Source organism: Peptoclostridium sp., from assembly GCF_009881055.1.
GTDB lineage: Bacteria > Bacillota > Clostridia > Peptostreptococcales > Peptostreptococcaceae > Peptoclostridium_A.
On the sequence record NZ_WXFG01000008.1, the window covers coordinates 16,203 to 38,321 of the forward strand.

Sequence of the window (22,119 nt, forward strand, 5' to 3'; positions counted from 1 at the left end):
CCTACCATATCCATCTGGAAGCTACTATAAAGGCTATATATACGCCCATAAGCGCATACGCCATGTAATCTCGCTTTTCCATCATAAGCTGCTTCATCCTCGTCCTGTTCTCTCCGCCTCTGTAGCACCTTGCCTCCATTGCCATTGCAAGCTCGTCCGCCCTTCGAAAGGCGCTTATGAAGAGAGGCACTAGAAGCGGTATCATGTTCTTTGCCCTGGTCACAAGATTCTTGCCTTCAAAGTCAGCCCCTCTTGCCATCTGTGCCTTCATAATCTTGTCTGTCTCGTCAAGCAGCGTAGGTATGAACCTTAATGCTATAGTCATCATCATGGCGAGCTCATGTGCAGGTATTCCTATCTTTTTGAACGGATTGAGAAGTATCTCAATGCCGTCTGTAAGCTGTATTGGCGAAGTTGCAAGCGTAAGCATTGAGGTTCCCACTATCAGCAGCATAAGCCTTATTACCATGAACACGCCCTGTCTTAAACCCTCTTCGCTGATTTTGAATATCCAAGCATCCCATAGTATCCTTCCCGGAGTCAGAAAGATGTTTATTGCGAGTGTAAGTAGCAGCAGCGGCAGCAGCGGCTTTAAACCCTTGAGTATGTATCCGGGTGGAATTTTGGAAATCCCTATTACAAGCCCCAAAAAAGCAAATACTGCAATATATGGAACGAATGAGTCTATTACAAAAAGTGAGGCCATGAATGCAAATGTGCTTATTATCTTGACCCTCGGATCAAGCCTGTGAAGCAATGATTCGCAAGGGTAGTACTGTCCTATGGTGATATCTTTAATCATAGCTTGCCATGCTCCTTCATGTATTTTACTATCTCGTCCTTGGCCTCCTGCAATGTTATTATGTCGGGCCTAATGTCAAAGCCTCTTTCCCTCAGCCTGTTGACAAGCTCGAGCACGGAAGGGACTCCCAGACCTATTTCCTTGAGCCTGCTCTCATACTTGAATACCTCTCTTGGGGTTCCGGCTATTTCCACATTCCCCTTGTTCATTACTATTATCCGGTCCACAAGCTTGGCCATATCCTCCATGCTGTGAGATACCACTATTATAGTCATCCCATATTTTTTGTGCAACGCTTTTATCTGCGAGAATATCTCGTCCCTGCCCCTTGGATCAAGACCTGCTGTGGGCTCGTCGAGTATAAGCACCTCAGGCTTCATGGCGATGACTCCAGCTATTGCCACTCTTCTTCTTTGGCCTCCTGAGAGCTCAAATGGAGACCTGTCATTTAAAACTTCATAGTCAAGGCCCACTATCTCCATGGCTTCCTTTACACGCTCTCCTATTTCCTCTTCCGACATTCCCAGATTTGCAGGACCAAATGCAATGTCCTTTTGCACAGTCTCTTCAAAAAGCTGGTATTCGGGATACTGGAACACAAGGCCCACCTTTTTTCGCACATTCGTAAGATTCACTCCCGGAGCAGTTATCTCAAGGCCGTTTACCTCTATGCTTCCTGAGGACGGCTTCAAAAGCCCGTTGAGATGCTGTATCAGCGTCGACTTGCCTGAGCCCGTGTGGCCTATGAGGCCTATGAATTCTCCTTTTTCAATCTCAAGACTCACGCCATCTAAGGCCTTGCTTTCAAAAGGGCTTTTGGGATTGTATATGTGGACTAAGTCCTTCACTATTATAGACATAAGCTGTTCACCATCTCATCTACAGTAAGTATGTCACTGTCAATTTTTATTCCGGCCTTGCTCAGTTCGTATGCCAGTTCTGTCATGAAGGGAACGTCAAGCCCAAGGCTCTTAAGCTTATCTACCTGTACAAATATCTCACGCGGCCTTCCCTGCATAACAATGCGGCCTTCCTCCATGACTATAACCCTGTCGGCGTCTACCGCCTCCTCCATGAAGTGGGTTATATGTATTATGGTTATGCCTTCCTGCTTATTGAGCTTTCTTATGGTGCTCATTACCTCTATTCTGCCCGAGGGGTCCAGCATCGCAGTTGACTCGTCAAATATTATGCAGTCGGGCTTCATGGCAATCACGCCTGCTATTGCCACTCTCTGCTTTTGTCCTCCCGAAAGCAGATGCGGCCCTTTTTTCCTGAACTCATACATGTCTACGGCTTCAAGAGCTTCCTTTACACGCACTCTAATCTCGCTGGACTCTACCCCCAAATTCTCAGGACCGAATGCCACATCCTCCTCGACTACTGTGGCAACTATCTGGTTGTCGGGGTTCTGGAATACCATGCCCGCAGCCTGCCTTATGTCCCAAAGTCTCGAATCATCTCTTGTGTCCATATTTTTTACAGTTACAGAGCCCTTTGTCGGCTTTAGTATGGCATTAAGGTGCTTTGCAAGTGTCGACTTACCAGAGCCGTTATGCCCAATTACAGCTATGAATTCGCCCCTGTTTATGCCCATGTCTATGCCATCAAGCGCCTTTAGTGTGCCTTCTTCTTTTGCATACTCAAACTCAACGCCTTCAACGCTTATTATATTATCCATGTATATTCTCTCCAGTACATTATTATAAGCCTCACTTAGTAACATTCAATTCCAATTATATAAAAATAAAAGGCATTTTGAAATAGACCTAATAATAAAAATTCCCACTTTTGTAATGCATGAATTTCTTCATGTATTACAAAAATGGGAATTAAGCCTGCGCCTAATTCCCTGGATGTTATACTAGCTCTATGATGGCCATTTCAGCTGCATCGCCTCTTCTTGGACCAACTTTCATTATTCTTGTATATCCACCGTTTCTTTCAGTGTAATTCTTTGCTATTTCGTCGAAAAGCTTAGTAACAACCGCTCTGTCCAGCACATATGCAAGTGCCTGACGCTTAGCATGCAGGTCTCCCCTTTTGCCAAGAGTGATCATTTTCTCAGCCACTCTACGAACTTCCTTTGCTCTTGTTTCAGTAGTCTGTATTCTTCCACTTCTTAGAAGGTCCGTAACAAGGTTTCTAAGCATGAGATTTCTATGAGCTGTAACACGACCTAGCTTACGCTCTTTAGCCATGACTATACCTCCTTCGCCTAATCTTCACTCGGTTTGAGACCCAGGCCAAGCTCTAAAAGCTTTCTTTCAACCTCTTCAAGCGATTTCTTTCCTAAGTTTCTAACCTTCATCATGTCTTCTTCTGTCTTAGATGTGAGCTCTTCCACAGTATTTATACCAGCCCTCTTGAGGCAGTTGTACGATCTTACTGAAAGGTCGAGCTCTTCTATTGTCATCTCAAGGACTTTTTCTTTCTTGTCCTCTTCTTTTTCTACCATTATTTCAACATTTCCCACATGCTGAGTAAGGTCTATGAACAGGTTGAGGTGTTCAACAAGAATTTTTGCTGCCAGCGAAATCCCTTCCTGAGGGTTTATGCTGCCGTTAGTCCATACCTCGAGTATGAGCTTGTCATAGTCAGTTATCTGGCCTACTCTTGTATTTTCAACCTTGTAGCTTACCTTTTCAACAGGAGTGTATATTGAATCTATAGGTATTACACCTATTGGCATGCTGCTTGTCTTGTTGTTTTCTGCCGATACATATCCTCTGCCCTTGTCTACATTGATTTCCATGTAGAGTTTGGAGCCTTTTTCCATAGTCGCTATGTGCAGGTCAGAGTTGAGTATCTGAACATCCGGCGGACATATTATGTCTCCGGCTGTAATAACCCCTTCTCCCTCAGCATCGATTATGAGCGTCCTTGGTCCGTCTCCGTCAATCTTTGCTGAAAGCTCCTTCAGTGAAAGGATCATCTCTGTTACATCCTCTTTCACTCCGGGTATAGTCGAAAATTCATGCAGAACTCCGTCTATCTTTGCAGATGTAACTGCAACTCCTGGCAGTGAAGAGAGCAGAATCCTTCTTAGGGCATTGCCTATTGTGATTCCATATCCTCTTTCCAAAGGTTCTACTACGAACGTGCCGTACTTTCCGTCTTGGCTGAGCTCGACAATTTCCACTTTGGGTTTTTCTATTTCAATCATCTAATGCCCCTCCTTATTAGGTTTAAATGCTTCGAGGGTAGCCATATTGCCACTTTATTACTTAGAGTATAGCTCTACAATTAGATGCTCTGCTATTTCTAGGTCTATATCTTCTCTAGATGGAAGAGAAACAACTTTTCCTGACATTGCTTCTATGTTAACTTCCAGCCAGTTTGGAACAACTCTTGTAAAGTTTTCAACAAGTGACTTAAGCTTTGCTGATGATCTTGACCTTTCTTTAACAGCTATGACATCGCCTACTTCAACAACCATTGACGGAATGTTAGCCTTGTGTCCGTTAAGTGTGAAGTGTCCGTGTCTAACTAATTGTCTAGCTTCTTTTCTCGAGTTAGCAAGGCCCATTCTGTAAACTACGTTGTCAAGTCTTCTCTCTAGAAGGCTAAGTAGGTTATCACCTGCTATTCCGTTCATCTTCTCAGCTTTTTCGAAAAGGTTTCTGAACTGAGTCTCAAGAACTCCGTATATTCTCTTAACCTTTTGCTTTTCTCTAAGCTGTATACCATACTCAGATGGCTTCTTTCTGCTTTGTCCGTGCTGTCCTGGAGCATAAGCTCTCTTCATTGCACATTTATCTGTATAGCATCTGTCGCCCTTAAGGAAAAGCTTCATTCCCTCTCTACGGCAAAGTCTGCACGATGCTTCCGTATATCTTGCCATTAATTTACACCTCCTATTTCTACTAGACTCTTCTTCTCTTTGGTGGCCTGCATCCATTGTGAGGAATTGGCGTAACGTCTTTTATCATTGTTATCTCAAGTCCAGCTGCCTGAAGAGATCTTATAGCTGCTTCACGTCCAGCGCCTGGTCCTTTAACGAATACTTCGATAGACTTAAGGCCGTGAATCATTGCAGCCTTTGCAGCTTCTTCAGCGCACATTTGAGCAGCAAAAGGAGTCGACTTTCTAGATCCCTTGAATCCAACCTGTCCTGCAGTCGCCCACGATATGACATTTCCCTTTACGTCTGTAAGAGATACTATTGTGTTGTTGAATGTAGATTTTATATGAGCGTGTCCACGTTCGATATTTTTACGTTCTCTTCTCTTTACACGTGAAACCTTTTTTGGCTTAGCCATTACTGTTTTCCCTCCTTACCTACTATTTTTTCTTTTTACGAGAAACAGTTCTCTTAGGTCCTTTTCTAGTCCTTGCATTAGTCTTAGTTTTTTGACCTCTTAAAGGAAGACCCTTAATGTGACGAATTCCTCTGTAACACTTGATATCTTTAAGTCTCTTGATGTTAAGCGCTATTTCTCTTCTAAGATCGCCCTCAACAACATAATCTTCGTCTATTATTCTTCTTAGTGTGTTTACTTCATCTTCGGTAAGATCCTTAACACGAGTATCAGCATTTAATCCAGCAGCTGATATTATCTTGTTTGAAGTATTTCTTCCGATACCGTATATATAAGTTAGACCGATTTCCACTCTTTTATCTCTTGGTAGATCGACTCCAGCGATTCTCGCCATGCTGTTTTACACCTCCTACATAATAACCGTTTTATAGCGTAGGCTTTAATTTATTATAAACTCGTATCATTGCCACAACTTAGTATTATAATACATTAAAACCCAAATTGCTATATTTATATTTACTAACCTTGCTTTTGTTTATGCTTTGGATTTTCGCAGATAACCATTACTCTACCTTTTCTCTTAATTATCTTACATTTTTCACAGATAGGCTTTACAGATGGTCTGACTTTCATCCTTATCCCTCCTTAGACTACTTCTTGCGCCATACTATCCTTCCCCTTGTAAGGTCATAAGGAGACATTTCTATTGTAACTTTATCTCCTGGAAGTATCCTTATAAAGTTCATTCTTAGTTTTCCCGAGATATGTGCAAGAACAACGTGATCGTTCTCAAGTTTCACCTTGAACATTGCGTTTGGCAAAGCCTCGACAACGGTTCCTTCAAGTTCAATTACATCTTTTTTGGCCATTAAGCAACTTACCTCCCGTTTGGATTAGGATCTAAGGCCTAATTTTTCGAGTTCTCTTCGTAAAAATGCGTTATTTATCTTTTCGCCGCTTGACAACCTTTTGGCTAGCTCATCCGAGAAAGTACTCAGCTTCACTATGTGCTTTATCTTCTTGAGCTTCGGATTGTCAATCCTTCTCATGTCTCCATCAGCTACCATGACATAATTTTCGTCAACTACTCTGATTACAAAGAATATGCTGCCTTTATCGCGTCCGGCCTTAGATTTAACTGCCTGTCCCACTCTGAATTCATTGTTTTCCATGTTCACAAAAGTCACCTCTTCGACTGGCCTACTTGCCTATGCAAGTCAAAAGCCTAGGTTCGTCCTTTGTAATTGCGATAGTATGTTCATAATGGGCTGACTTTTTCCCATCAACTGTTACCGCTGTCCAACCGTCGCCTAAGACTCTTACATGATAGCTGCCTGCATTCACCATAGGTTCCAGTGCAAGCACCATGCCTTCCTGAAGTCTTACGCCTTTTCCGGGAGGACCGTAGTTGGGTATTTGCGGATCTTCATGCAGGCTTGCGCCCACTCCGTGTCCTACAAAATCTCTGACAACTGAAAATCCGTTTTCTTCAACATATGCCTGAACTGCATGAGACATGTCCGAAAGTCTGAATCCGACTTTTGCAAATTTCAAGCCTTCGTAAAAGCTTTGTCTTGTGACCTCGATAAGCCTTTTGTCTTCAGCGCTTATATTTCCGACGCCGTGTGTCTTTGCCGCATCGCCATGATAACCCTTGTAGTAAGCTCCTATGTCCAGGCTTATTATATCGCCCTCCTCAAGTGCTCTTGTACTTGGGAAGCCGTGAACCACCTGCTCATTCACAGATGCGCATATGCTAGAGGGAAATCCTCCGTATCCCTTGAAGGAGGGTTCTGCTCCGCAGCCTTTTATATGTCTTTCCGCAATCTCATCAAGTTCAATTGTGGTTATTCCAGGCTTTATGCGTTCTCTCAAAAGCTCGTGCACTTCTGCCACAATCTTGCCTGCATCTGCCATGAGCTCTATTTCATTTGGCGACTTTATTACAATCATTAAGCTTCACTTCCTAAAGCCTTAACTATATCTTCAAGCACCTTGCCTATAGACTGCTGTCCGTCTATATTGACTAGTATTCCCTTTTGAGTATAGTATTCTACAAGAGGCGTGGTCTGATCAAGATAAACCTCTATCCTCTTTGTCACTGTTTCTTCGTTATCGTCATCTCTCTGGTAAAGCTCTCCGCCGCAGTGGTCACACTTGTCGGCTTCTTTTGAAGGATTGAACTCTATGTGGTAAGCCGCTCCGCAATTTCTGCACATTCTTCTTCCCACAGCTCTGCCTATCAATATGCTCTTGTCAACTTCTATGTTGACTACCTTGTCGAGATTCATGTTCATTTCGCCTAGAACCTTGTCCAGCTCGTCGGCCTGGTTTACTGTCCTTGGGAACCCATCAAGCAGGAATCCGGCCTTGCAGTCGTCCTCCATAAGTCTTGACTTCACGATTTCAACTACAAGTTCATCTGGAACCAGAAGTCCCTTGTCCATGTAATCTTTCGCCTGTCTTCCAAGTTCAGTTCCTTCTTTTATATTCTTTCTAAATATATCGCCTGTTGAAATATGAGGAATGTCATATTTTTGAACTATGCTTAAAGCTTGTGTACCCTTACCTGCACCCGGAGGTCCTAGAAGTACCAACCTCATTCCATCATCTCCCTAAGTGTTTTGACTGTAAGGGGATAAAAATCCCCTCCAGCAGTATTGTAATTTCTAGAATGATTTTTATGATTTATCTTGTACGTTTTTTTATTCGATTCTTAATTACTTCAAGAATCCCTGATAGTGTCTCATAAGCATCTGCTGTTCAACCTGCTTCATTGTCTCAAGCGCAACTCCGACTACTATCAGAAGCGATGTTCCTCCGAACCTGAATGGGAGGTTTCCAAACTGTATCATAATCGAAGGCAGAGCCGCAACAAGCGCCAGGAATATCGCACCTGCAAAAGTAAGTCTGCTTGATACATTTTGCAGGAAGTCCGCAGTCGGCTTTCCTGGCCTTATGCCCGGAATGAATCCTCCGTTATTTTTCATGTTATTTGCAACATCTACCGGGTTAAACATTATAGTCGTATAGAAATACGTAAAGAATATTATCAGCAATGCTTCAAATGAAATGTATATCCAAACTCCAGGACTCGCCGCAGGCGAGAACCATTTTGTTATGAATTCCTGGAATCCGCCCTTAACAAACAGGGCTATAGTCTGCGGAAAATAAAGTACAGACACTGCGAATATTACCGGTATAACACCCGCCTGGTTTACCTTTATAGGTATGTGTGTGCTTTGTCCGCCGTACATTTTTCTTCCTACGACTCTTTTTGCATATTGAACAGGAATTCTTCGCTGTCCCTGCTGTATAGCTATTACAGAAACTATAATAGCCAATGCCATAACTGCAAATACTACTAGTTTTATTGGATTGAGCTCTCCGCTTTTAACCAGCTGGAAGCTGTTAAGTATAGCGCCTGGAGCTCTGGAAATTATACCTATGAATATTATCAAAGACATGCCGTTTCCGATTCCATTTTCAGTGACTTTTTCTCCCAGCCACATAAGGAAGGCTGTTCCTGCTGTAAGAGTTATTATTACAACAAGTGTCGAGAAAAAATCCGGGCTTATAAGCGCGTTTCTGAAAAGTCCAATGCTTATGCCTATGGACTGCATTAAGGCAAGCACTATTGTACCGTATCTTGTGAACTGCGCCATCTTTTTTCTGCCTTCTTCGCCTGACTTAGCCATTTCTTCTACGCTAGGAAGGGCGATTGTAAGCAGCTGCATTATGATTGACGCTGTGATGTATGGCGTTACACCGAGTGCGAATATTGTAAAGTTCGAGAATGCTCCACCGGCAACCAGGTCATAGAATGAAAGTATGCCGGCATTTTCAACTACCTGCCTTACATAATCTATGTTTATGCCCGGAACTGGTATTGAAGCTCCTATCCTGAATATTACTATCATCATCAAAGTGTAAAGCAATCTTTTTCTCAAGTCAGGAATCTTCCACGCATTTTTCAAGGTAGAAAGCAATTAGATCACCTCAGCTTTTCCACCAGCCGCTTCTATTTTCTCAACAGCAGACTTAGTGAATTTACTAGCTTTCACGCTTATCTTTTTTTCAAGCTTTCCGTTGCCTAGTATTTTAACACCGTCTTTTTCAAGCTTTCTTATTACTCCGCTCTCTACAAGCAGCGCTGGAGTAACTTCAGTTCCGTCTTCAAATCCGTTTAGTTTATCAACATTAATTATTGAGTATACTTTTTCGAACACGCTGTTGTTGAATCCACGCTTTGGAAGTCTTCTGAAAAGAGGCATCTGACCTCCCTCGAATCCTGGTCTTACTCCTCCGCCTGAACGTGAGTTTTGTCCTTTCTGACCACGAGTAGCTGTCTTACCCATTCCAGAACCAGTACCTCTACCAACTCTTTTCTTGCTCTTTACTGCGCCTTCCGCCGGCTTGAGTTCATGTAGTTTCATAGTTACACCTCCTTACGTTAACTTATGCTTCTGTAACTTCAACTAAATGCTTAACTACGTTTATCATTCCTCTTATTTGTGCGTTATCAGGCTTTACAACAACCTGCTCTCTCTTTTTGAATCCAAGAGCTTCTATTGTTTTTCTCTGATTAGGTTTGCATCCTATTGCACTTTTAACTAGTTTTATATTCAAGTTAGCCATAATCTTCACTCCTATCCTAGAAGATCTTCAACCTTTTTGCCCCTAAGCGTAGCTATCTGCTCAACAGTCTTTAGCTGCTTAAGTCCGTCCATGGTAGCATTTACCATGTTTCTAGAGTTGTTCGATCCAAGTGATTTTGCTCTAACGTCTTTAAGTCCTGCAAGCTCGAGAACCGCACGAACAGGTCCTCCAGATATAACTCCTGTACCTTCTTTAGCTGGCATTATAAGAACCTTTCCTGCGCCGAAGTGACCTACAACATCGTGAGGGATTGTAGTTCCAACTATTGGCACTTCAATAAGGTTTCTCTTAGCATCCTCTATTGCTTTTCTTATTGCTTCAGGCACTTCCATTGCTTTTCCAGTACCCATTCCAACTTTTCCGTTTTCGTCTCCTACTACTACAAGAGCAGCGAATCTAAAGTTTCTACCGCCTTTAACAACTTTAGTAACACGTCTTATTTCGATTACTCTTTCCTTCATGTCAAGCTGTCTTGCATCTATAAAGTTGCGAGCCATTTTTTCCCCTCCTTCTTATTAAAACTTGAGGCCGCCTTCTCTTGCTCCCTCTGCTACTTCCTGAACTCTTCCGTGATATATATATCCGCCGCGGTCAAATACAACTTCTTGTATGCCCTTTTCTAGAGCTTTCTTGGCCGCTAGTTGTCCAACAAGCTTCGCTGCTGCCTTGTTGCCTGTTGACTCAGCGCTGTCTTTGATTTCTTTATCAAGAGAAGAAGCTGATACTAGAGTGTTTCCAGCTACGTCATCTATGATTTGAACATATATGTTATTAAGACTTCTAAATACGCTTAGTCTAGGTCTTTCAGGAGTTCCAGCTACTTTTGCACGAACTCTTTTGTGTCTTTTTAGCCTAGCTTCATTTTTGCTTGCCTTTTTAAACACCTAAACTCCTCCTTTCACCTATTTACCTGTTTTACCTTCTTTACGTCTTACATTCTCGCCTGAGTATCTGATTCCTTTGCCTTTGTATGGCTCCGGTCTTCTCCAGTCTCTTATCTTTGCAGCATAGTTTCCTACAAGCTGCTTGTTTATGCCTCTTACTAGTATCTCTGTTTGAGTTGGAGCTTCTGTTTCAATCCCAGCTGGATCTTCCATTTCAACTGGATGAGAGAAGCCAAGGTTTAGTACAAGTTTATTGCCCTGCTTTTGAACCCTGTAACCAACACCAACTATTTCAAGCTTCTTCTCATATCCTTTAGTAACGCCTTCTACCATGTTTGATATAAGAGTTCTTGAAAGTCCGTGAAGAGATTTGTGCTTCTTGTTTTCAGTAGGTCTTTCAACTGTTAGTGTGTTTTCATTCACAACTATTTTCATTGAGCTGTCGATCGCTTCAGACAGTTGTCCTTTAGGTCCTTTGACAGTTACAACGTTGTTTTCATCGATGTTTATTTCAACGCCTGCTGGCACATCTATTGGTTTGAAACCTATTCTTGACATTTTTGCACCTCCTTATACGCCTTAATTACCAAACGTAGCAGATAACTTCTCCACCAACGCCCTCGTTTCTTGCTTGCTTGTCAGTCAGTATTCCGTTTGATGTGGATATTATAGATATTCCTAGTCCGTTAAGCACCTTTGGAATGTCATATTTTCCAGCATACACTCTCATTCCTGGCTTTGATATTCTCTTTATTCCGCTCATTACTCTGCTTCCGTCCACTGAGTATTTAAGCTGTATTCTTATTATTCCTTGCTTTCCGTCCTCGATTACATCGTAGCCTTTTACAAACCCTTCCTCAAGAAGGATTCTTGCTATTTCTTTCTTTATATTTGAAGCAGGTATGTCAACAGTATCACGCTTTATTGAATTGGCATTTCTCACACGTGTCAGCATATCTGCTATTGGATCTGTCATTGTCATGTGGCGTAAACCTCCTTCCGCTATTTAGCTCTCTTACCAGCTGGCTTTTCTTACACCAGGTATTTGACCTTTGTAAGCCAGTTCTCTAAAACAAATACGGCATATACCAAATTTTTTAAGCACTGAGTGTGGCCTTCCGCATATGCTGCATCTTGTGTACTCTCTGCTGCTATACTTGTGTCCTCTCTGTTGCTTAATTACCATTGATTTTTTAGCCATCTGACCAATCGCCTCCTTTTTACTTTCTAAACGGCATGCCCATAAGCCTTAGCAGTTCACGAGACTCCTCATCAGACTTTGCCGTAGTAACGAATATTATGTCCATTCCTCTTATCTTGTCTATCTTATCGTATTCGATTTCAGGGAATATTAGCTGCTCTTTTACTCCTAGGGCATAGTTGCCTCTTCCGTCGAATGAGTTAGGATTAACTCCAGCGAAATCCCTTACCCTTGGAAGAGATATGTTTACAAGCTTGTCAACAAAGTGATACATTGCATCGCCTCTAAGTGTAACCTTTGCACCTATTGACATGCCTTCTCTTAGCTTGAAGTTAGCAACCGATTTTTTAGCTTTAGTTATTACAGGCTTTTGTCCGGCTATCATAGTAAGTTCTTCAACAGCTTTTTCAAGTCCTTTTGGGTTCTCTCTTGCATCGCCGATACCCATGTTTATTACTACTTTTTCAAGTTTTGGCACTTGCATTATATTCTTATATTCGAACTTTTCTACAAGAGCTTTAACTATTTCACTTTGGTATTTATCTTTTAATCTAGATGCCACTTTGCTCGGCCTCCTTTCTCAAGTTATATTTGTTCGCCTGATTTTTTCGATACTCTTACTTTTTTGCCGTTGTCAAGAGTCTTGAATCCAACTCTTACTCCTTTTCCTGCTTTTGCATCAAACAGCATTACATTTGATATGTGAATAGGAGCTTCCTGGTGGATTATTCCGCCCTGCTGTACTTGAGGAGTTGGTTTCTTGTGCTTAGTAACCATGTTGACACCTTCTACTAGGACTCTGTTCGCCTCAGGCATAACTTGAAGTATCTTTCCTTTTTTGCCTTTATCTTTACCAGTTATAACTACAACCGTGTCTCCTTTTTTAACATGTCTCATTCACTTCCACCTCCTTATAAAACTTCTGGGGCTAGTGAGATAATCTTCATGTACTGCTTATCTCTTAGTTCTCTAGCTACCGGTCCGAATATACGAGTTCCCGTAGGAGTCTTGTCGTCTTTTATTATAACTGCAGCATTTTCATCAAATTTTAGGTAGCTGCCGTCTTTACGTCTGATACCTTGTGTAGTTCTAACTACTACAGCTTTAACAACCTTGCCCTTTTTAACAACGCCTCCTGGTGTTGCGCTTTTAACGCTGGCAATTATTACATCTCCGATATTGGCATACTTTCTTCCGCTGCCGCCTAGAACACGGATGCAAAGCAGTTCTTTAGCACCTGTATTATCTGCAACCTTTAAACGAGTTTCCTGTTGTATCATTTGCAGAACCTCCTTTCAATTCCTTTTAGCTTTACTTAGCCTTCTCTACTATATCCACAAGTCTCCATCTCTTGTCTTTTGACAAAGGTCTGGTTTCCATTATTTTAACTTTATCGCCAATTTTGCACGTATTTTCTTCGTCATGCGCTTTGAATTTTTTAGTTCTCTTAACTGCCTTCCCGTATAGAGGGTGGCGTACGAACTCTTCAACAGCAACAGTTATCGTCTTGTCCATCTTGTCGCTTACTACACGACCTATTCTGACTTTTCTGCTTCCTCTTTCCATTGTGCCTTTGGCCTCCTTTCTCATTAAGCTCTAGCTTCGTTTATTTCTCTTTCCCTAATGACAGTTTGTACTCTCGCTATATCTTTTTTAACAAACTTTATTTTCATAGGGTTTTCAAGCTGTCCAGTAGCTAGTTGAAATCTTATGTTAAATAGCTCACCTTTTAATTCGTTAAGCTTTCCATTAAGTTCTTGGGTTGTCATTTCTTTCAAATCTTTAGCTTTCACTAGCTTCACCACCCTTTACTTCAAAATCCGCTTTCTTTACAAACTTGCACTTTACAGGCAGTTTGTTGGCAGCAAGTCTCATTGCTTCTCTTGCCACTTCTTCGTTAACTCCCGAAAGTTCGAACATTACTCTTCCTGGCTTAACTATTGCTACCCAGTATTCCGGTGAACCTTTTCCGGCTCCCATACGAGTTTCTGCAGGTTTTTGAGTTATTGGCATGTGTGGGAATATTTTTATCCACACTTTACCGCCTCTTCTGATGTATCTGTTTATTGCTATCCTGGCAGCCTCTATTTGATTAGCTGTGATCCTGCTAGGCTCAAGAGCTACTAGACCGTAATCTCCGTAAGTCACAGTGTTTCCTTTTTGAGCTTTGCCTTTAAATCTGCATCTATGAACTCTACGACGTTTAACTCTTTTAGGCATTAACATATCTTATTTCCTCCTTCCCGGTGTGCTGCTTATTAATTTTCGCCTCTATCCGATCTTCTGCTATCTGGTTTTCTATAGCCTTTTTTATTGTCGAATTTTTTGTCTCTTTTTTTGAAATCCTTATTGAAATCTTTCTTTTCTTCTACTACCTCTGCTCCGGCTCTTCTGCTAGTAGGAAGTACTTCGCCATGGTTTACCCATACTTTTATTCCTATCTTGCCGTAAGTAGTGTCAGCTTCAGCAAATCCGAAATTGATGTCAGCTCTTAGAGTTGATAGAGGAACGTTGCCTTCGCTGTAGCCTTCGTCTCTTGCCATCTCCGCGCCACCAAGTCTGCCTGCTGCAAGTACTTTAATACCCTTAACGCCAGACTTCATTGCTCTTTGTATAGCTTGTTTCATAGCTCTTCTGAAAGCTACCCTTCTTTCGATAGCCTGAGCTATGTTCTCAGCTATAAGCTGAGCGTCCTTCTCCGGTCTCTTTACTTCAACTATGTTTATCATAACGCTCTTTTGAGTCATTTTTTCTATTTCAGCTTTTATTTCTTCGATTCCAGCTCCACCTCTACCTATTACTATTCCAGGCTTCGCTGCAAATATGTTAAGCTTTATCTTCTTTGCGGCTCTTTCTATTTCTATCTTAGAAACGCCAGCTATATAAAGCTTTTTCTTAAGATGCTTACGAATTATGAAGTCTTCATGAAGAAGTTCCGAGAAATCCTTTTTGTTGGCATACCATCTTGAATCCCAGTCTTTTATTATACCGACTCTTAGTCCGTGAGGATTAACCTTCTGTCCCATAATGTCCCTCCTTGTTCCTATTTTTCTTTAAGAACAACTCCTATATGGCTTGTTCTTTTTCTTATAGAAGTGGCTCTTCCCATAGCTCTTGGTCTGAACCTTTTTATTGTTGGTCCTTGGTTTGCATATATCTCAGCTACGTATAGCTTCTCTTTGTCCATTTCGTGGTTGTTTTCCGCGTTTGCTATAGCAGACTCTATAACCTTCGCTAGTATGCTAGCAGGCTTTTGAGGAGTATACTTTAGTATTGCCAAAGCCTCATTCACCTTTTTTCCTCTTACAAGACCAGCTACCTGGCCTGCTTTCCTTGGACTTACACGAACAAATTTCGCGATTGCTTTTGCTTGCACTTAAATTACCTCCTTCCGCTTAAAGGACTCTTTATTTTTTCTTAGAAGTTCTATCTTCGCCTTTGTGTCCTTTGAATGTTCTAGTTAGTACGAATTCACCCAGTTTGTGTCCAACCATATCTTCAGTCACATATACAGGCACGTGCTTTCTTCCGTCATGCACAGCTAGCGTATGTCCTATCAATTGAGGGTATATAGTCGATGATCTTGACCAGGTTTTTATAACCTTCTTCTCATTCTTTTCATTCATTGCCTCTATCTTTGAAAGAAGCCCTTTGTGTATAAAAGGTCCTTTTTTAGTTGATCTTGACATTTACTTTCCTCCTTTCGAAAGCTTCTAAATATATATCAACCGTTATTTTTTCCTCTTAGAAACTATCAGCTTGTCAGAAGCCTTGTTTTTCTTACGAGTCTTGTATCCTAGTGCAGGTTTACCCCATGGAGTAACTGGTCCAGATCTACCTATTGGAGCTCTACCTTCTCCTCCACCGTGTGGGTGATCGCATGGGTTCATTACAGATCCTCTTACCGTTGGTCTTATGCCCATGTGTCTCTTTCTTCCGGCCTTACCTATTGTAACGTTGAAATGCTCAAGGTTTCCAACCTGTCCAACCGTAGCCTTGCACTCTATGTTTACGTATCTCATTTCTCCCGATGGAAGTCTAAGAAGCGCATTCTTTCCTTCTTTAGCCATAAGCTGAGCACCAGCGCCTGCCGATCTTACAAGCTGTCCGCCTTTGCCAGTTTTAAGCTCTATGTTGTGTACTGTTGTACCAACTGGCATATCCTTAAGCTTAAGAGCGTTTCCTACTTTAATATCTGCAGTTTCTCCAGACATTATAGCGTCTCCAACCTTTAGTCCAACAGGTGAAAGTATATATCTCTTCTCACCATCCGCATACACAAGAAGTGCTATGTTTGACGTTCTGTTTGGATCGTACTCTATGCCTGCAACCTTTGCTGGTATACCATCCTTGTTTCTCTTGAAGTCGATAAGTCTATATTTTCTTCTTGCCCCGCCGCCTCTGTGACGAATAGTTATTTTACCTTGAGAGTTTCTTCCGGCGTTCTTTTTAAGTGGGACTAGAAGCGATTTTTCAGGCTCATGCTTTGTTATCTCATCAGATACAAGCACTGTTACGTGTCTCATACCAGGAGATGTTGGTTTAAACTTTTTTATAGCCATCTGTTTTCCCTCCTTCTTTATTGCTTTTTAACTATACTCCTGCAAAGAATTCTATTTCCTTGCTGTCCGCAGTAAGTTTCACTATGGCTTTTGAATAGCTTGCTGTCATTCCTTCGTGCTTGCCCATTCTCTTTTTCTTGCCGTCGTAGTTTACAGTGTTTACTTTCTCAACCTTAACTCCGAATATGCTTTCAACGGCCTTTTTTATCTCAGTCTTGTTTGTGTTTTTAGCCACTACAAATGTGTACTTTTTGTCAGACATTTCGCTCATGCTTTTTTCAGTAACTATTGGCTTTATTATTATATCATGTGCATTAGTCATTATTCGTACACCTCCTCTACTTTCTCAACTGCGGCCTTCGTTATTACGAAAGCATTATGATTCAGTATGTCATATACATTAAGAGTGTTAACTAACGCAGTCTTAACTCCTGGTATGTTTCTTGCCGACTTAACAACATTGTCGTTTTTCTCAGCCATTACGAAAAGTGCCTTCTTCTCAAGCTTAAGGTTGCTTACTATAGCCTTGAACTCCTTAGTTTTTGGCATTTCCATTGCAAGGCTGTCTAGCACTATTATTTCTCCGTTTTGAAGCTTTGAAGTAAGAGCGCTCTTCATAGCAAGTCTTTTTACCTTCTTAGGAAGGCTGTAGCTGTAGTCTCTTGGCTTTGGCGCAAATACAACTCCACCGCCTATCCACTGAGGAGATCTTATGCTTCCCTGTCTTGCTCTACCAGTTCCTTTTTGTTTCCAAGGCTTTCTTCCTCCGCCTCTTACTTCGGCTCTTGTCTTTGCAGACTGAGTGCCTTGTCTTCTATTGGCAAGATGATTTTTTACTACTTCGTATAGAACGTGCTCGTTGACTTCCACGCCGAATACGTTATCTGAAAGAGTTATCTCTTCAATCTTTTCACCTTTTATGTTTAAAACGTCTATTTTTGGCATTTAACTTCCTCCTTCCTGATGAAAATCATTATCTAGCAGCCTTTACCGCCGCATTTATTTCAACTAGCCCCTTCTTAGGCCCTGGAACCGCACCTTTTATGAGTAGTATGTTCTTTTCTGTATCTACTTTAACTACCTCAAGGTTCTGTATTGTAACGTTAACGCTACCCATGTGTCCCGGAAGATTCTTGCCTTTGAATACTCTCGAAGGAGACGAACAAGCACCCATAGAACCAGGTCTTCTGTGGTATCTAGAACCGTGAGCCTCAGGCCCTCTGCTCTGTCCGTGTCTTTTAATAACACCTTGGAATCCCTTACCTTTAGATGTTGCAGATACGTCAACCTTTTCTCCTGCAGCAAAGACATCAGCCAGTATTTCTTGTCCCAGCTCAAAGCCTTCAACGCTGTCCACTCTGAATTCAGCTATATGTCTCTTGCAAGAAACGCCAGCTTTTCCAAAATGTCCTTTAAGTGGCTTGTTAACTCTGCTTTCCTTCTTGTCTGCAAATGCAACCTGAAGCGCATTGTAGCCATCTTTTTCAACAGTCTTGATTTGAGTAACGTATACAGGTCCAGCCTGCACTACTGTTACCGGAACAACAGCACCTGTTTCTGTAAACACCTGAGTCATTCCTAGTTTTGTTCCTAGTATTCCTTTCATAACTACACCTCCCATAATCTTACAGCGGATTACAGCTCTCGCCGCAATCATACTAAGATAAGGTACATCTATGTCCCTAGCTTAGCTTTCGAATTTTTTACAGTTTTATTTCTATATCAACACCAGCTGGCAGGTCAAGTCTCATTAGAGAGTCTACTGTTTTTGGTGTTGGGTTTGATATGTCTATAAGTCTCTTGTGAGTTCTTATTTCGAACTGCTCTCTAGAGTCCTTATACTTGTGAACCGCTCTTAGTATAGTTATTATCTGCTTTTCTGTTGGAAGCGGAACCGGACCCGATACTGTGGCGTTAGTTTTCTTCGCAGTTTCAACTATTTTTTGAGCTGATTGATCGAGAATCTTGTGATCGTAAGATTTAAGTCTTATTCTTATTTTTTGATTTGACATGTGTTTTACCTCCTTAATCGCACGTTTTTAGTTTTTCTACGCGCGACTCGACATCGATACACTGCTCCAGGCGTGTTGCGTTTTGCGTCAAGGAAACAGCTTTTTTACGACATCTAGTCGCCCGATTCATAGATCGAGACATACTCAGCCAGAATTACCTGAAAAGCCTTGTGTTTTAAGGCCGCCAGCAACCTCTTGCTTCATCGCATTCAAAAAGCACACTAATATATTTTATAACAATAGTGTCTGTTTTACAAGCTTTTTTATTTATTTTTTTATTAATCTATGAACTTTATAATAGTGACCTTAACACGATACCATTCAAGACTAAAAGAGAAGGAAAAGTATTCCTTCTCTTTTATGCCTTCTTATGAGAATTTATTACTCTATTATAGAAGCAACTACTCCTGCTCCTACTGTTCTTCCGCCTTCTCTTATCGCGAATCTTAGTCCCTCTTCTATTGCTATTGGTGCTATTAGCTCAACTTCCATAGCTATGTTGTCTCCTGGCATTACCATCTCTACGCCTTCTGGTAGTCCGATTGATCCTGTTATGTCTGTTGTTCTGAAGTAGAACTGAGGTCTGTATCCGTTGAAGAATGGAGTGTGTCTTCCGCCCTCTTCCTTCTTAAGTACGTATACCTCTGATGTGAATTTTGTGTGCGGCTTTATTGTGCCTGGCTTAGCTAGTACCTGGCCTCTTTCTATCTCGTCTCTTTGTACTCCTCTTAGAAGCACTCCTATGTTGTCTCCTGCTTGTGCCTCATCAAGAAGCTTTCTGAACATCTCTACGCCTGTTACTATTACTTTTCTTGGCTCTTCTGATAGTCCAACTATTTCTACTTCGTCTTGTACTTTTACTATTCCTCTTTCCACTCTTCCTGTTGCAACTGTTCCTCTTCCTGTTATAGAGAATACGTCCTCTACTGGCATTAGGAATGGCTTATCTATTGCTCTTTCTGGCTGTGGAATGTAGCTGTCTATAGCTTCGAATAGCTCTATTATTGCATCTCCCCACTTGCTGCTTGGATCTTCTAGTGCTCTTAGCGCTGATCCTTTTATTATTGGAGTGTCATCTCCTGGGAAGTCATACTCGCTTAGCAGGTCTCTTATTTCCATCTCTACTAGCTCAAGAAGCTCTTCGTCATCTACCATGTCGCACTTGTTCATGAATACCACGATGTATGGTACTCCAACCTGTCTTGATAGTAGTATGTGCTCTCTTGTTTGTGGCATTGGACCGTCTGCTGCAGATACAACTAGTATCGCTCCGTCCATTTGTGCCGCTCCTGTTATCATGTTCTTAACGTAGTCGGCGTGTCCTGGGCAGTCAACGTGCGCGTAGTGTCTGTTTGGTGTCTCATACTCTACGTGTGATGTTGATATTGTGATTCCTCTTTCTCTTTCCTCTGGTGCCTTGTCTATGTTTGCAAAGTCTACTGCTTCACCTGTTCCGTATCTTGAGTGCAGTGTGTATGTTATTGCTGCTGTTAGTGTTGTCTTACCGTGGTCAACGTGTCCTATTGTTCCGATGTTAACGTGTGGTTTGCTTCTTTCAAATTTAGCTTTTGCCATTTTATTTTTCCTCCTTCACTTATGCTGCAATTTTATTATTTTAGAGGGCAGTCGTGCCGCCCTCTTATATTTACATCAGTTATTATCTGCCTTGCTCCATTATCTTCTTAGCTACGCTTGCAGGAACTTGCTCATAGTGATCGAATATCATAGTGTATGTCGCTCTTCCCTGAGACATAGATCTAAGCTGAGTCGAATAGCCAAACATTTCTGAAAGCGGAACCATAGCTCTTATAGCCTGGGCTCCGTTTTGAGCTTCCATACCCTCTATTCTTCCACGTCTAGAGTTAAGGTCTCCCATAACGTCTCCCATGTAATCCTCTGGAGTTACTACTTCAACCTTGAAGTATGGCTCAAGAAGCACTGCATTTCCTTTTTTCATACCTTCTTTGAAGGCCATAGAAGCTGCAACCTTAAACGCCATTTCCGAAGAGTCTACCTCGTGGTAAGATCCATCGTAAAGTTCTACTATTACGTCAACAACAGGGTATCCTGCAACAATACCTGCTTCCATAGCAGATTGAAGACCTGCATCAACTGGTCCGATGAATTCTCTTGGAATAGATCCTCCGACAGTTTGATTCCTAAACTCATAACCTTTTCCAGGCTCGTTAGGGATCATTCTGATCTTAACGTGACCGTACTGTCCTCTACCACCCGACTGCTTCGCATATTTGTTATCTATGTCTGCGCCTTGTGTTATAGTCTCTCTGTAAGCAACCTGTGGAGCTCCAACGTTAGCTTCTACTTTGAATTCTCTTAGAAGTCTGTCTACTATTATCTCAAGGTGAAGCTCACCCATACCGCCAATTATAGTCTGTCCAGTCTCTTCGTCAGTTCTTACTCTGAATGTAGGATCCTCTTCTGCAAGCTTTTGAAGAGCAACGCCCATTTTTTCCTGGGCAGCCTTTGATTTTGGCTCTATAGCTACGTGTATAACTGGCTCTGGGAATTCCATAGACTCGAGTATTATCGCGTGGTTTGGATCACACAGAGTGTCTCCTGTAGTAGTGTTCTTTAGTCCAACTGCAGCAGCTATATCTCCCGAGTAAACGTGAGATATCTCTTCTCTTGAGTTGGCGTGCATCTGTAGTATACGTCCTATTCTCTCTTTCTTGTCTTTTGTAGAGTTTAGAACGTATGATCCAGACTCAAGCACTCCTGAGTAAACCCTGAAGAAAGCAAGCTTTCCTACGAATGGGTCTGTCATTATCTTGAATGCAAGAGCTGCAAAAGGCTCTTCATCCGAAGAAGGTCTTTGGTCTTCTTCTCCATCCATTGTTACACCCTGTATAGCAGGTACATCAAGTGGAGATGGCATGTATTCAACTACTGCATCAAGAAGTAGAGGTACACCTTTGTTCTTGTAAGCCGAGCCGCAGAAAACAGGGTTTAGCGTACATGCTATAACACCTTTTCTGACTCCTGACTTTATCTCATCGATAGTAATTTCTTCACCTTCGAGATATTTCATAGTGAGCTCTTCGTCAGATTCAACTGCTGCTTCTACAAGCATCTCTCTGCGCTCTTCTGCTAGAGCCATCATATCTTCTGGTATGTCTACTATCTCTGTTTCTTTTCCAAGGTCGTCCATATACATAATGGCTTTCATTTCAAGAAGGTCTATTATACCCTTGAAAGTGTCTTCTGAACCTATTGGAAGCTGCATTGCAACAGCATTAGCAGACAGCCTGTCCTTCATCATGTCAACAACACGAAGGAAGTTGGCTCCTGTTATGTCCATTTTGTTTACAAATGCTATCCTTGGAACGTTGTATTTGTTAGCCTGTCTCCATACGTTTTCAGACTGAGGCTCAACTCCGCCCTTTGCGCAGAATACAGCCACAGCTCCGTCAAGCACACGAAGCGATCTTTCAACTTCAACTGTGAAGTCTACGTGTCCAGGCGTGTCGATTATGTTTATTCTATTGTCGTTCCACTGAGCAGTAGTTGCGGCAGAAGTTATTGTTATACCTCTCTCCTTCTCTTGCTCCATCCAGTCCATCTGAGCTCCACCCTCGTGAGTTTCGCCTATCTTGTGGATACGTCCTGTATAGTATAGTATACGCTCCGTAGTGGTTGTTTTACCGGCATCTATGTGAGCCATTATGCCTATGTTTCTAGTTCTTTCCAATGGAAACTGTCTAGCCACTATTTTGTGC

37 protein-coding genes are annotated in these 22,119 nt (G+C 41.9%); all 37 read right to left on the reverse strand.

Going from position 1 to position 22,119, the window contains the following annotated elements; all coding sequences use genetic code 11:
- Position 1: 1 nt before the first annotated feature.
- The 37 genes from GT589_RS01625 to fusA all read right to left on the reverse strand — a co-directional run bounded on the left by GT589_RS01625 (position 2) and on the right by fusA (position 22,109).
- Positions 2-802, reverse strand: a complete 801-nt coding sequence (locus GT589_RS01625) for an energy-coupling factor transporter transmembrane component T family protein (protein ID WP_293394982.1) — start codon at positions 800-802, stop codon at positions 2-4.
- Entirely contained in the window at positions 799-1,662 is an 864-nt protein-coding gene (locus GT589_RS01630; RefSeq protein ID WP_293394985.1) for an energy-coupling factor transporter ATPase, read from the reverse strand. The genes GT589_RS01625 and GT589_RS01630 overlap by 4 nt, the downstream gene beginning before the upstream one ends.
- Positions 1,653-2,483 (reverse strand): energy-coupling factor transporter ATPase, encoded by an 831-nt coding sequence (locus GT589_RS01635; protein WP_293394988.1) that lies wholly within the window; start codon positions 2,481-2,483, stop codon positions 1,653-1,655. The genes GT589_RS01630 and GT589_RS01635 overlap by 10 nt, the downstream gene beginning before the upstream one ends.
- A gap of 178 nt (positions 2,484-2,661) precedes the next feature.
- A complete protein-coding gene (gene rplQ, locus GT589_RS01640) occupies positions 2,662-3,003 on the reverse strand; it encodes a 50S ribosomal protein L17 (RefSeq protein ID WP_025434564.1) in 342 nt (113 codons plus the stop codon).
- A gap of 17 nt (positions 3,004-3,020) precedes the next feature.
- Positions 3,021-3,968 (reverse strand): DNA-directed RNA polymerase subunit alpha, encoded by a 948-nt coding sequence (locus GT589_RS01645; protein ID WP_293394993.1) that lies wholly within the window; start codon positions 3,966-3,968, stop codon positions 3,021-3,023.
- Positions 3,969-4,025: 57 nt separating this feature from the next.
- Positions 4,026-4,646 (reverse strand): 30S ribosomal protein S4, encoded by a 621-nt coding sequence (gene rpsD / locus GT589_RS01650; RefSeq protein WP_293394996.1) that lies wholly within the window; start codon positions 4,644-4,646, stop codon positions 4,026-4,028.
- A 22-nt stretch (positions 4,647-4,668) separates the two neighbouring features.
- Positions 4,669-5,064 carry a 30S ribosomal protein S11 gene (gene rpsK, locus GT589_RS01655; RefSeq protein WP_293394999.1) on the reverse strand — a complete coding sequence of 132 codons (396 nt, stop codon included), beginning with the start codon at positions 5,062-5,064 and terminating at the stop codon, positions 4,669-4,671.
- Positions 5,065-5,086: 22 nt separating this feature from the next.
- Positions 5,087-5,458: a 30S ribosomal protein S13 gene (rpsM, locus tag GT589_RS01660; protein ID WP_293395002.1), complete on the reverse strand. Its 372-nt coding sequence runs from the start codon at positions 5,456-5,458 to the stop codon at positions 5,087-5,089.
- A gap of 125 nt (positions 5,459-5,583) precedes the next feature.
- Positions 5,584-5,697, reverse strand: coding sequence for a 50S ribosomal protein L36 (gene rpmJ, locus GT589_RS01665; RefSeq protein ID WP_025434559.1), 114 nt, complete (start codon positions 5,695-5,697; stop codon positions 5,584-5,586).
- A 17-nt stretch (positions 5,698-5,714) separates the two neighbouring features.
- On the reverse strand, positions 5,715-5,933 hold the full coding sequence (infA, locus tag GT589_RS01670; protein ID WP_293395044.1) for a translation initiation factor IF-1: 219 nt from the start codon (positions 5,931-5,933) through the stop codon (positions 5,715-5,717).
- A gap of 24 nt (positions 5,934-5,957) precedes the next feature.
- On the reverse strand, positions 5,958-6,236 hold the full coding sequence (locus GT589_RS01675; RefSeq protein WP_293395208.1) for a KOW domain-containing RNA-binding protein: 279 nt from the start codon (positions 6,234-6,236) through the stop codon (positions 5,958-5,960).
- 28 nt (positions 6,237-6,264) lie between these two features.
- Positions 6,265-7,017 (reverse strand): type I methionyl aminopeptidase, encoded by a 753-nt coding sequence (gene map / locus GT589_RS01680; RefSeq protein ID WP_293395048.1) that lies wholly within the window; start codon positions 7,015-7,017, stop codon positions 6,265-6,267.
- The gene (locus GT589_RS01685) at positions 7,017-7,667 is read right to left on the reverse strand and encodes an adenylate kinase (RefSeq protein WP_293395050.1); all 651 of its coding nucleotides are present in this window, start codon (positions 7,665-7,667) and stop codon (positions 7,017-7,019) included. The genes map and GT589_RS01685 overlap by 1 nt, the downstream gene beginning before the upstream one ends.
- A 117-nt stretch (positions 7,668-7,784) precedes the next feature.
- Positions 7,785-9,053, reverse strand: coding sequence for a preprotein translocase subunit SecY (gene secY, locus GT589_RS01690; RefSeq protein WP_293395052.1), 1,269 nt, complete (start codon positions 9,051-9,053; stop codon positions 7,785-7,787).
- A complete protein-coding gene (rplO, locus tag GT589_RS01695; RefSeq protein ID WP_293395055.1) occupies positions 9,054-9,500 on the reverse strand; it encodes a 50S ribosomal protein L15 in 447 nt (148 codons plus the stop codon).
- Between the two features lie 22 nt (positions 9,501-9,522).
- Positions 9,523-9,702, reverse strand: coding sequence for a 50S ribosomal protein L30 (gene rpmD / locus GT589_RS01700; RefSeq protein WP_293395058.1), 180 nt, complete (start codon positions 9,700-9,702; stop codon positions 9,523-9,525).
- Between the two features lie 11 nt (positions 9,703-9,713).
- Positions 9,714-10,220, reverse strand: coding sequence for a 30S ribosomal protein S5 (rpsE, locus tag GT589_RS01705; RefSeq protein WP_293395061.1), 507 nt, complete (start codon positions 10,218-10,220; stop codon positions 9,714-9,716).
- A gap of 18 nt (positions 10,221-10,238) precedes the next feature.
- A complete protein-coding gene (rplR, locus tag GT589_RS01710; protein ID WP_293395064.1) occupies positions 10,239-10,607 on the reverse strand; it encodes a 50S ribosomal protein L18 in 369 nt (122 codons plus the stop codon).
- 18 nt (positions 10,608-10,625) lie between these two features.
- The gene (rplF, locus tag GT589_RS01715) at positions 10,626-11,165 is read right to left on the reverse strand and encodes a 50S ribosomal protein L6 (RefSeq protein ID WP_293395067.1); all 540 of its coding nucleotides are present in this window, start codon (positions 11,163-11,165) and stop codon (positions 10,626-10,628) included.
- Positions 11,166-11,190: 25 nt separating this feature from the next.
- Entirely contained in the window at positions 11,191-11,589 is a 399-nt protein-coding gene (rpsH, locus tag GT589_RS01720; protein ID WP_293395070.1) for a 30S ribosomal protein S8, read from the reverse strand.
- A gap of 33 nt (positions 11,590-11,622) precedes the next feature.
- Complete coding sequence (locus GT589_RS01725; protein ID WP_293395073.1) at positions 11,623-11,808, reverse strand: type Z 30S ribosomal protein S14; 186 nt, start codon at positions 11,806-11,808, stop codon at positions 11,623-11,625.
- A gap of 19 nt (positions 11,809-11,827) precedes the next feature.
- Positions 11,828-12,370, reverse strand: a complete 543-nt coding sequence (rplE, locus tag GT589_RS01730) for a 50S ribosomal protein L5 (protein ID WP_293395076.1) — start codon at positions 12,368-12,370, stop codon at positions 11,828-11,830.
- 23 nt (positions 12,371-12,393) lie between these two features.
- Positions 12,394-12,705: a 50S ribosomal protein L24 gene (rplX, locus tag GT589_RS01735; protein WP_293395079.1), complete on the reverse strand. Its 312-nt coding sequence runs from the start codon at positions 12,703-12,705 to the stop codon at positions 12,394-12,396.
- A gap of 14 nt (positions 12,706-12,719) precedes the next feature.
- Entirely contained in the window at positions 12,720-13,088 is a 369-nt protein-coding gene (rplN, locus tag GT589_RS01740) for a 50S ribosomal protein L14 (protein ID WP_293395082.1), read from the reverse strand.
- Between the two features lie 31 nt (positions 13,089-13,119).
- Positions 13,120-13,374, reverse strand: coding sequence for a 30S ribosomal protein S17 (rpsQ, locus tag GT589_RS01745; protein WP_293395085.1), 255 nt, complete (start codon positions 13,372-13,374; stop codon positions 13,120-13,122).
- A gap of 23 nt (positions 13,375-13,397) precedes the next feature.
- On the reverse strand, positions 13,398-13,601 hold the full coding sequence (gene rpmC, locus GT589_RS01750) for a 50S ribosomal protein L29 (protein WP_293395087.1): 204 nt from the start codon (positions 13,599-13,601) through the stop codon (positions 13,398-13,400).
- Positions 13,591-14,034, reverse strand: coding sequence for a 50S ribosomal protein L16 (rplP, locus tag GT589_RS01755; protein ID WP_293395090.1), 444 nt, complete (start codon positions 14,032-14,034; stop codon positions 13,591-13,593). The genes rpmC and rplP overlap by 11 nt, the downstream gene beginning before the upstream one ends.
- 32 nt (positions 14,035-14,066) lie before the next feature.
- Positions 14,067-14,834 (reverse strand): 30S ribosomal protein S3, encoded by a 768-nt coding sequence (gene rpsC, locus GT589_RS01760; protein ID WP_293395093.1) that lies wholly within the window; start codon positions 14,832-14,834, stop codon positions 14,067-14,069.
- A gap of 17 nt (positions 14,835-14,851) precedes the next feature.
- Entirely contained in the window at positions 14,852-15,184 is a 333-nt protein-coding gene (gene rplV / locus GT589_RS01765) for a 50S ribosomal protein L22 (protein ID WP_293395095.1), read from the reverse strand.
- Between the two features lie 31 nt (positions 15,185-15,215).
- Positions 15,216-15,497 carry a 30S ribosomal protein S19 gene (gene rpsS, locus GT589_RS01770; RefSeq protein WP_025434538.1) on the reverse strand — a complete coding sequence of 94 codons (282 nt, stop codon included), beginning with the start codon at positions 15,495-15,497 and terminating at the stop codon, positions 15,216-15,218.
- A gap of 42 nt (positions 15,498-15,539) precedes the next feature.
- Positions 15,540-16,370 carry a 50S ribosomal protein L2 gene (gene rplB / locus GT589_RS01775; RefSeq protein WP_293395099.1) on the reverse strand — a complete coding sequence of 277 codons (831 nt, stop codon included), beginning with the start codon at positions 16,368-16,370 and terminating at the stop codon, positions 15,540-15,542.
- Positions 16,371-16,401: 31 nt separating this feature from the next.
- Positions 16,402-16,692: a 50S ribosomal protein L23 gene (gene rplW, locus GT589_RS01780; RefSeq protein ID WP_330582836.1), complete on the reverse strand. Its 291-nt coding sequence runs from the start codon at positions 16,690-16,692 to the stop codon at positions 16,402-16,404.
- On the reverse strand, positions 16,692-17,315 hold the full coding sequence (gene rplD, locus GT589_RS01785) for a 50S ribosomal protein L4 (RefSeq protein WP_293395101.1): 624 nt from the start codon (positions 17,313-17,315) through the stop codon (positions 16,692-16,694). The genes rplW and rplD overlap by 1 nt, the downstream gene beginning before the upstream one ends.
- A 28-nt stretch (positions 17,316-17,343) precedes the next feature.
- The gene (gene rplC, locus GT589_RS01790) at positions 17,344-17,976 is read right to left on the reverse strand and encodes a 50S ribosomal protein L3 (protein WP_293395103.1); all 633 of its coding nucleotides are present in this window, start codon (positions 17,974-17,976) and stop codon (positions 17,344-17,346) included.
- A 97-nt stretch (positions 17,977-18,073) separates the two neighbouring features.
- Positions 18,074-18,382, reverse strand: a complete 309-nt coding sequence (rpsJ, locus tag GT589_RS01795) for a 30S ribosomal protein S10 (protein ID WP_293395105.1) — start codon at positions 18,380-18,382, stop codon at positions 18,074-18,076.
- A gap of 381 nt (positions 18,383-18,763) precedes the next feature.
- A complete protein-coding gene (gene tuf / locus GT589_RS01800; RefSeq protein WP_293395108.1) occupies positions 18,764-19,957 on the reverse strand; it encodes an elongation factor Tu in 1,194 nt (397 codons plus the stop codon).
- An 82-nt stretch (positions 19,958-20,039) separates the two neighbouring features.
- A complete protein-coding gene (gene fusA / locus GT589_RS01805; protein WP_293395111.1) occupies positions 20,040-22,109 on the reverse strand; it encodes an elongation factor G in 2,070 nt (689 codons plus the stop codon).
- Positions 22,110-22,119 lie beyond the last annotated feature (10 nt).

Excerpts from the sequence above, each read along its gene's own strand:
- rpmD (WP_293395058.1), bottom strand. The coding sequence starts at position 9,702 with ATGGCTAACTTGAATATAAAACTAGTTAAAAGTGCAATAGGATGCAAA.
- rpsH (WP_293395070.1), bottom strand. The coding sequence starts at position 11,589 with ATGACAATGACAGATCCAATAGCAGATATGCTGACACGTGTGAGAAAT.
- rplP (WP_293395090.1), bottom strand. The coding sequence starts at position 14,034 with ATGTTAATGCCTAAAAGAGTTAAACGTCGTAGAGTTCATAGATGCAGA.
- GT589_RS01645 (WP_293394993.1), bottom strand. The coding sequence starts at position 3,968 with ATGATTGAAATAGAAAAACCCAAAGTGGAAATTGTCGAGCTCAGCCAA.
- GT589_RS01630 (WP_293394985.1), bottom strand. The coding sequence starts at position 1,662 with ATGTCTATAATAGTGAAGGACTTAGTCCACATATACAATCCCAAAAGC.
- rplF (WP_293395067.1), bottom strand. The coding sequence starts at position 11,165 with ATGTCAAGAATAGGTTTCAAACCAATAGATGTGCCAGCAGGCGTTGAA.
- rpsE (WP_293395061.1), bottom strand. The coding sequence starts at position 10,220 with ATGGCTCGCAACTTTATAGATGCAAGACAGCTTGACATGAAGGAAAGA.
- rpsK (WP_293394999.1), bottom strand. The coding sequence starts at position 5,064 with ATGGCTAAGCCAAAAAAGGTTTCACGTGTAAAGAGAAGAGAACGTAAA.
- map (WP_293395048.1), bottom strand. The coding sequence starts at position 7,017 with ATGATTGTAATAAAGTCGCCAAATGAAATAGAGCTCATGGCAGATGCA.
- rplQ (WP_025434564.1), bottom strand. The coding sequence starts at position 3,003 with ATGGCTAAAGAGCGTAAGCTAGGTCGTGTTACAGCTCATAGAAATCTC.
- rpsJ (WP_293395105.1), bottom strand. The coding sequence starts at position 18,382 with ATGTCAAATCAAAAAATAAGAATAAGACTTAAATCTTACGATCACAAG.
- GT589_RS01675 (WP_293395208.1), bottom strand. The coding sequence starts at position 6,236 with ATGGAAAACAATGAATTCAGAGTGGGACAGGCAGTTAAATCTAAGGCC.
- rpsS (WP_025434538.1), bottom strand. The coding sequence starts at position 15,497 with ATGTCAAGATCAACTAAAAAAGGACCTTTTATACACAAAGGGCTTCTT.
- rplB (WP_293395099.1), bottom strand. The coding sequence starts at position 16,370 with ATGGCTATAAAAAAGTTTAAACCAACATCTCCTGGTATGAGACACGTA.
- rpsM (WP_293395002.1), bottom strand. The coding sequence starts at position 5,458 with ATGGCGAGAATCGCTGGAGTCGATCTACCAAGAGATAAAAGAGTGGAA.
- GT589_RS01635 (WP_293394988.1), bottom strand. The coding sequence starts at position 2,483 with ATGGATAATATAATAAGCGTTGAAGGCGTTGAGTTTGAGTATGCAAAA.
- tuf (WP_293395108.1), bottom strand. The coding sequence starts at position 19,957 with ATGGCAAAAGCTAAATTTGAAAGAAGCAAACCACACGTTAACATCGGA.
- rpsD (WP_293394996.1), bottom strand. The coding sequence starts at position 4,646 with ATGGCAAGATATACGGAAGCATCGTGCAGACTTTGCCGTAGAGAGGGA.
- GT589_RS01685 (WP_293395050.1), bottom strand. The coding sequence starts at position 7,667 with ATGAGGTTGGTACTTCTAGGACCTCCGGGTGCAGGTAAGGGTACACAA.
- infA (WP_293395044.1), bottom strand. The coding sequence starts at position 5,933 with ATGGCCAAAAAAGATGTAATTGAACTTGAAGGAACCGTTGTCGAGGCT.
- rplN (WP_293395082.1), bottom strand. The coding sequence starts at position 13,088 with ATGATACAACAGGAAACTCGTTTAAAGGTTGCAGATAATACAGGTGCT.
- GT589_RS01625 (WP_293394982.1), bottom strand. The coding sequence starts at position 802 with ATGATTAAAGATATCACCATAGGACAGTACTACCCTTGCGAATCATTG.
- rplW (WP_330582836.1), bottom strand. The coding sequence starts at position 16,692 with ATGACTAATGCACATGATATAATAATAAAGCCAATAGTTACTGAAAAA.
- rpmJ (WP_025434559.1), bottom strand. The coding sequence starts at position 5,697 with ATGAAAGTCAGACCATCTGTAAAGCCTATCTGTGAAAAATGTAAGATA.
- rplC (WP_293395103.1), bottom strand. The coding sequence starts at position 17,976 with ATGAAAGGAATACTAGGAACAAAACTAGGAATGACTCAGGTGTTTACA.
- rpsC (WP_293395093.1), bottom strand. The coding sequence starts at position 14,834 with ATGGGACAGAAGGTTAATCCTCACGGACTAAGAGTCGGTATAATAAAA.
- rplD (WP_293395101.1), bottom strand. The coding sequence starts at position 17,315 with ATGCCAAAAATAGACGTTTTAAACATAAAAGGTGAAAAGATTGAAGAG.
- rpsQ (WP_293395085.1), bottom strand. The coding sequence starts at position 13,374 with ATGGAAAGAGGAAGCAGAAAAGTCAGAATAGGTCGTGTAGTAAGCGAC.
- rplX (WP_293395079.1), bottom strand. The coding sequence starts at position 12,705 with ATGAGACATGTTAAAAAAGGAGACACGGTTGTAGTTATAACTGGTAAA.
- rplO (WP_293395055.1), bottom strand. The coding sequence starts at position 9,500 with ATGAAACTACATGAACTCAAGCCGGCGGAAGGCGCAGTAAAGAGCAAG.
- GT589_RS01725 (WP_293395073.1), bottom strand. The coding sequence starts at position 11,808 with ATGGCTAAAAAATCAATGGTAATTAAGCAACAGAGAGGACACAAGTAT.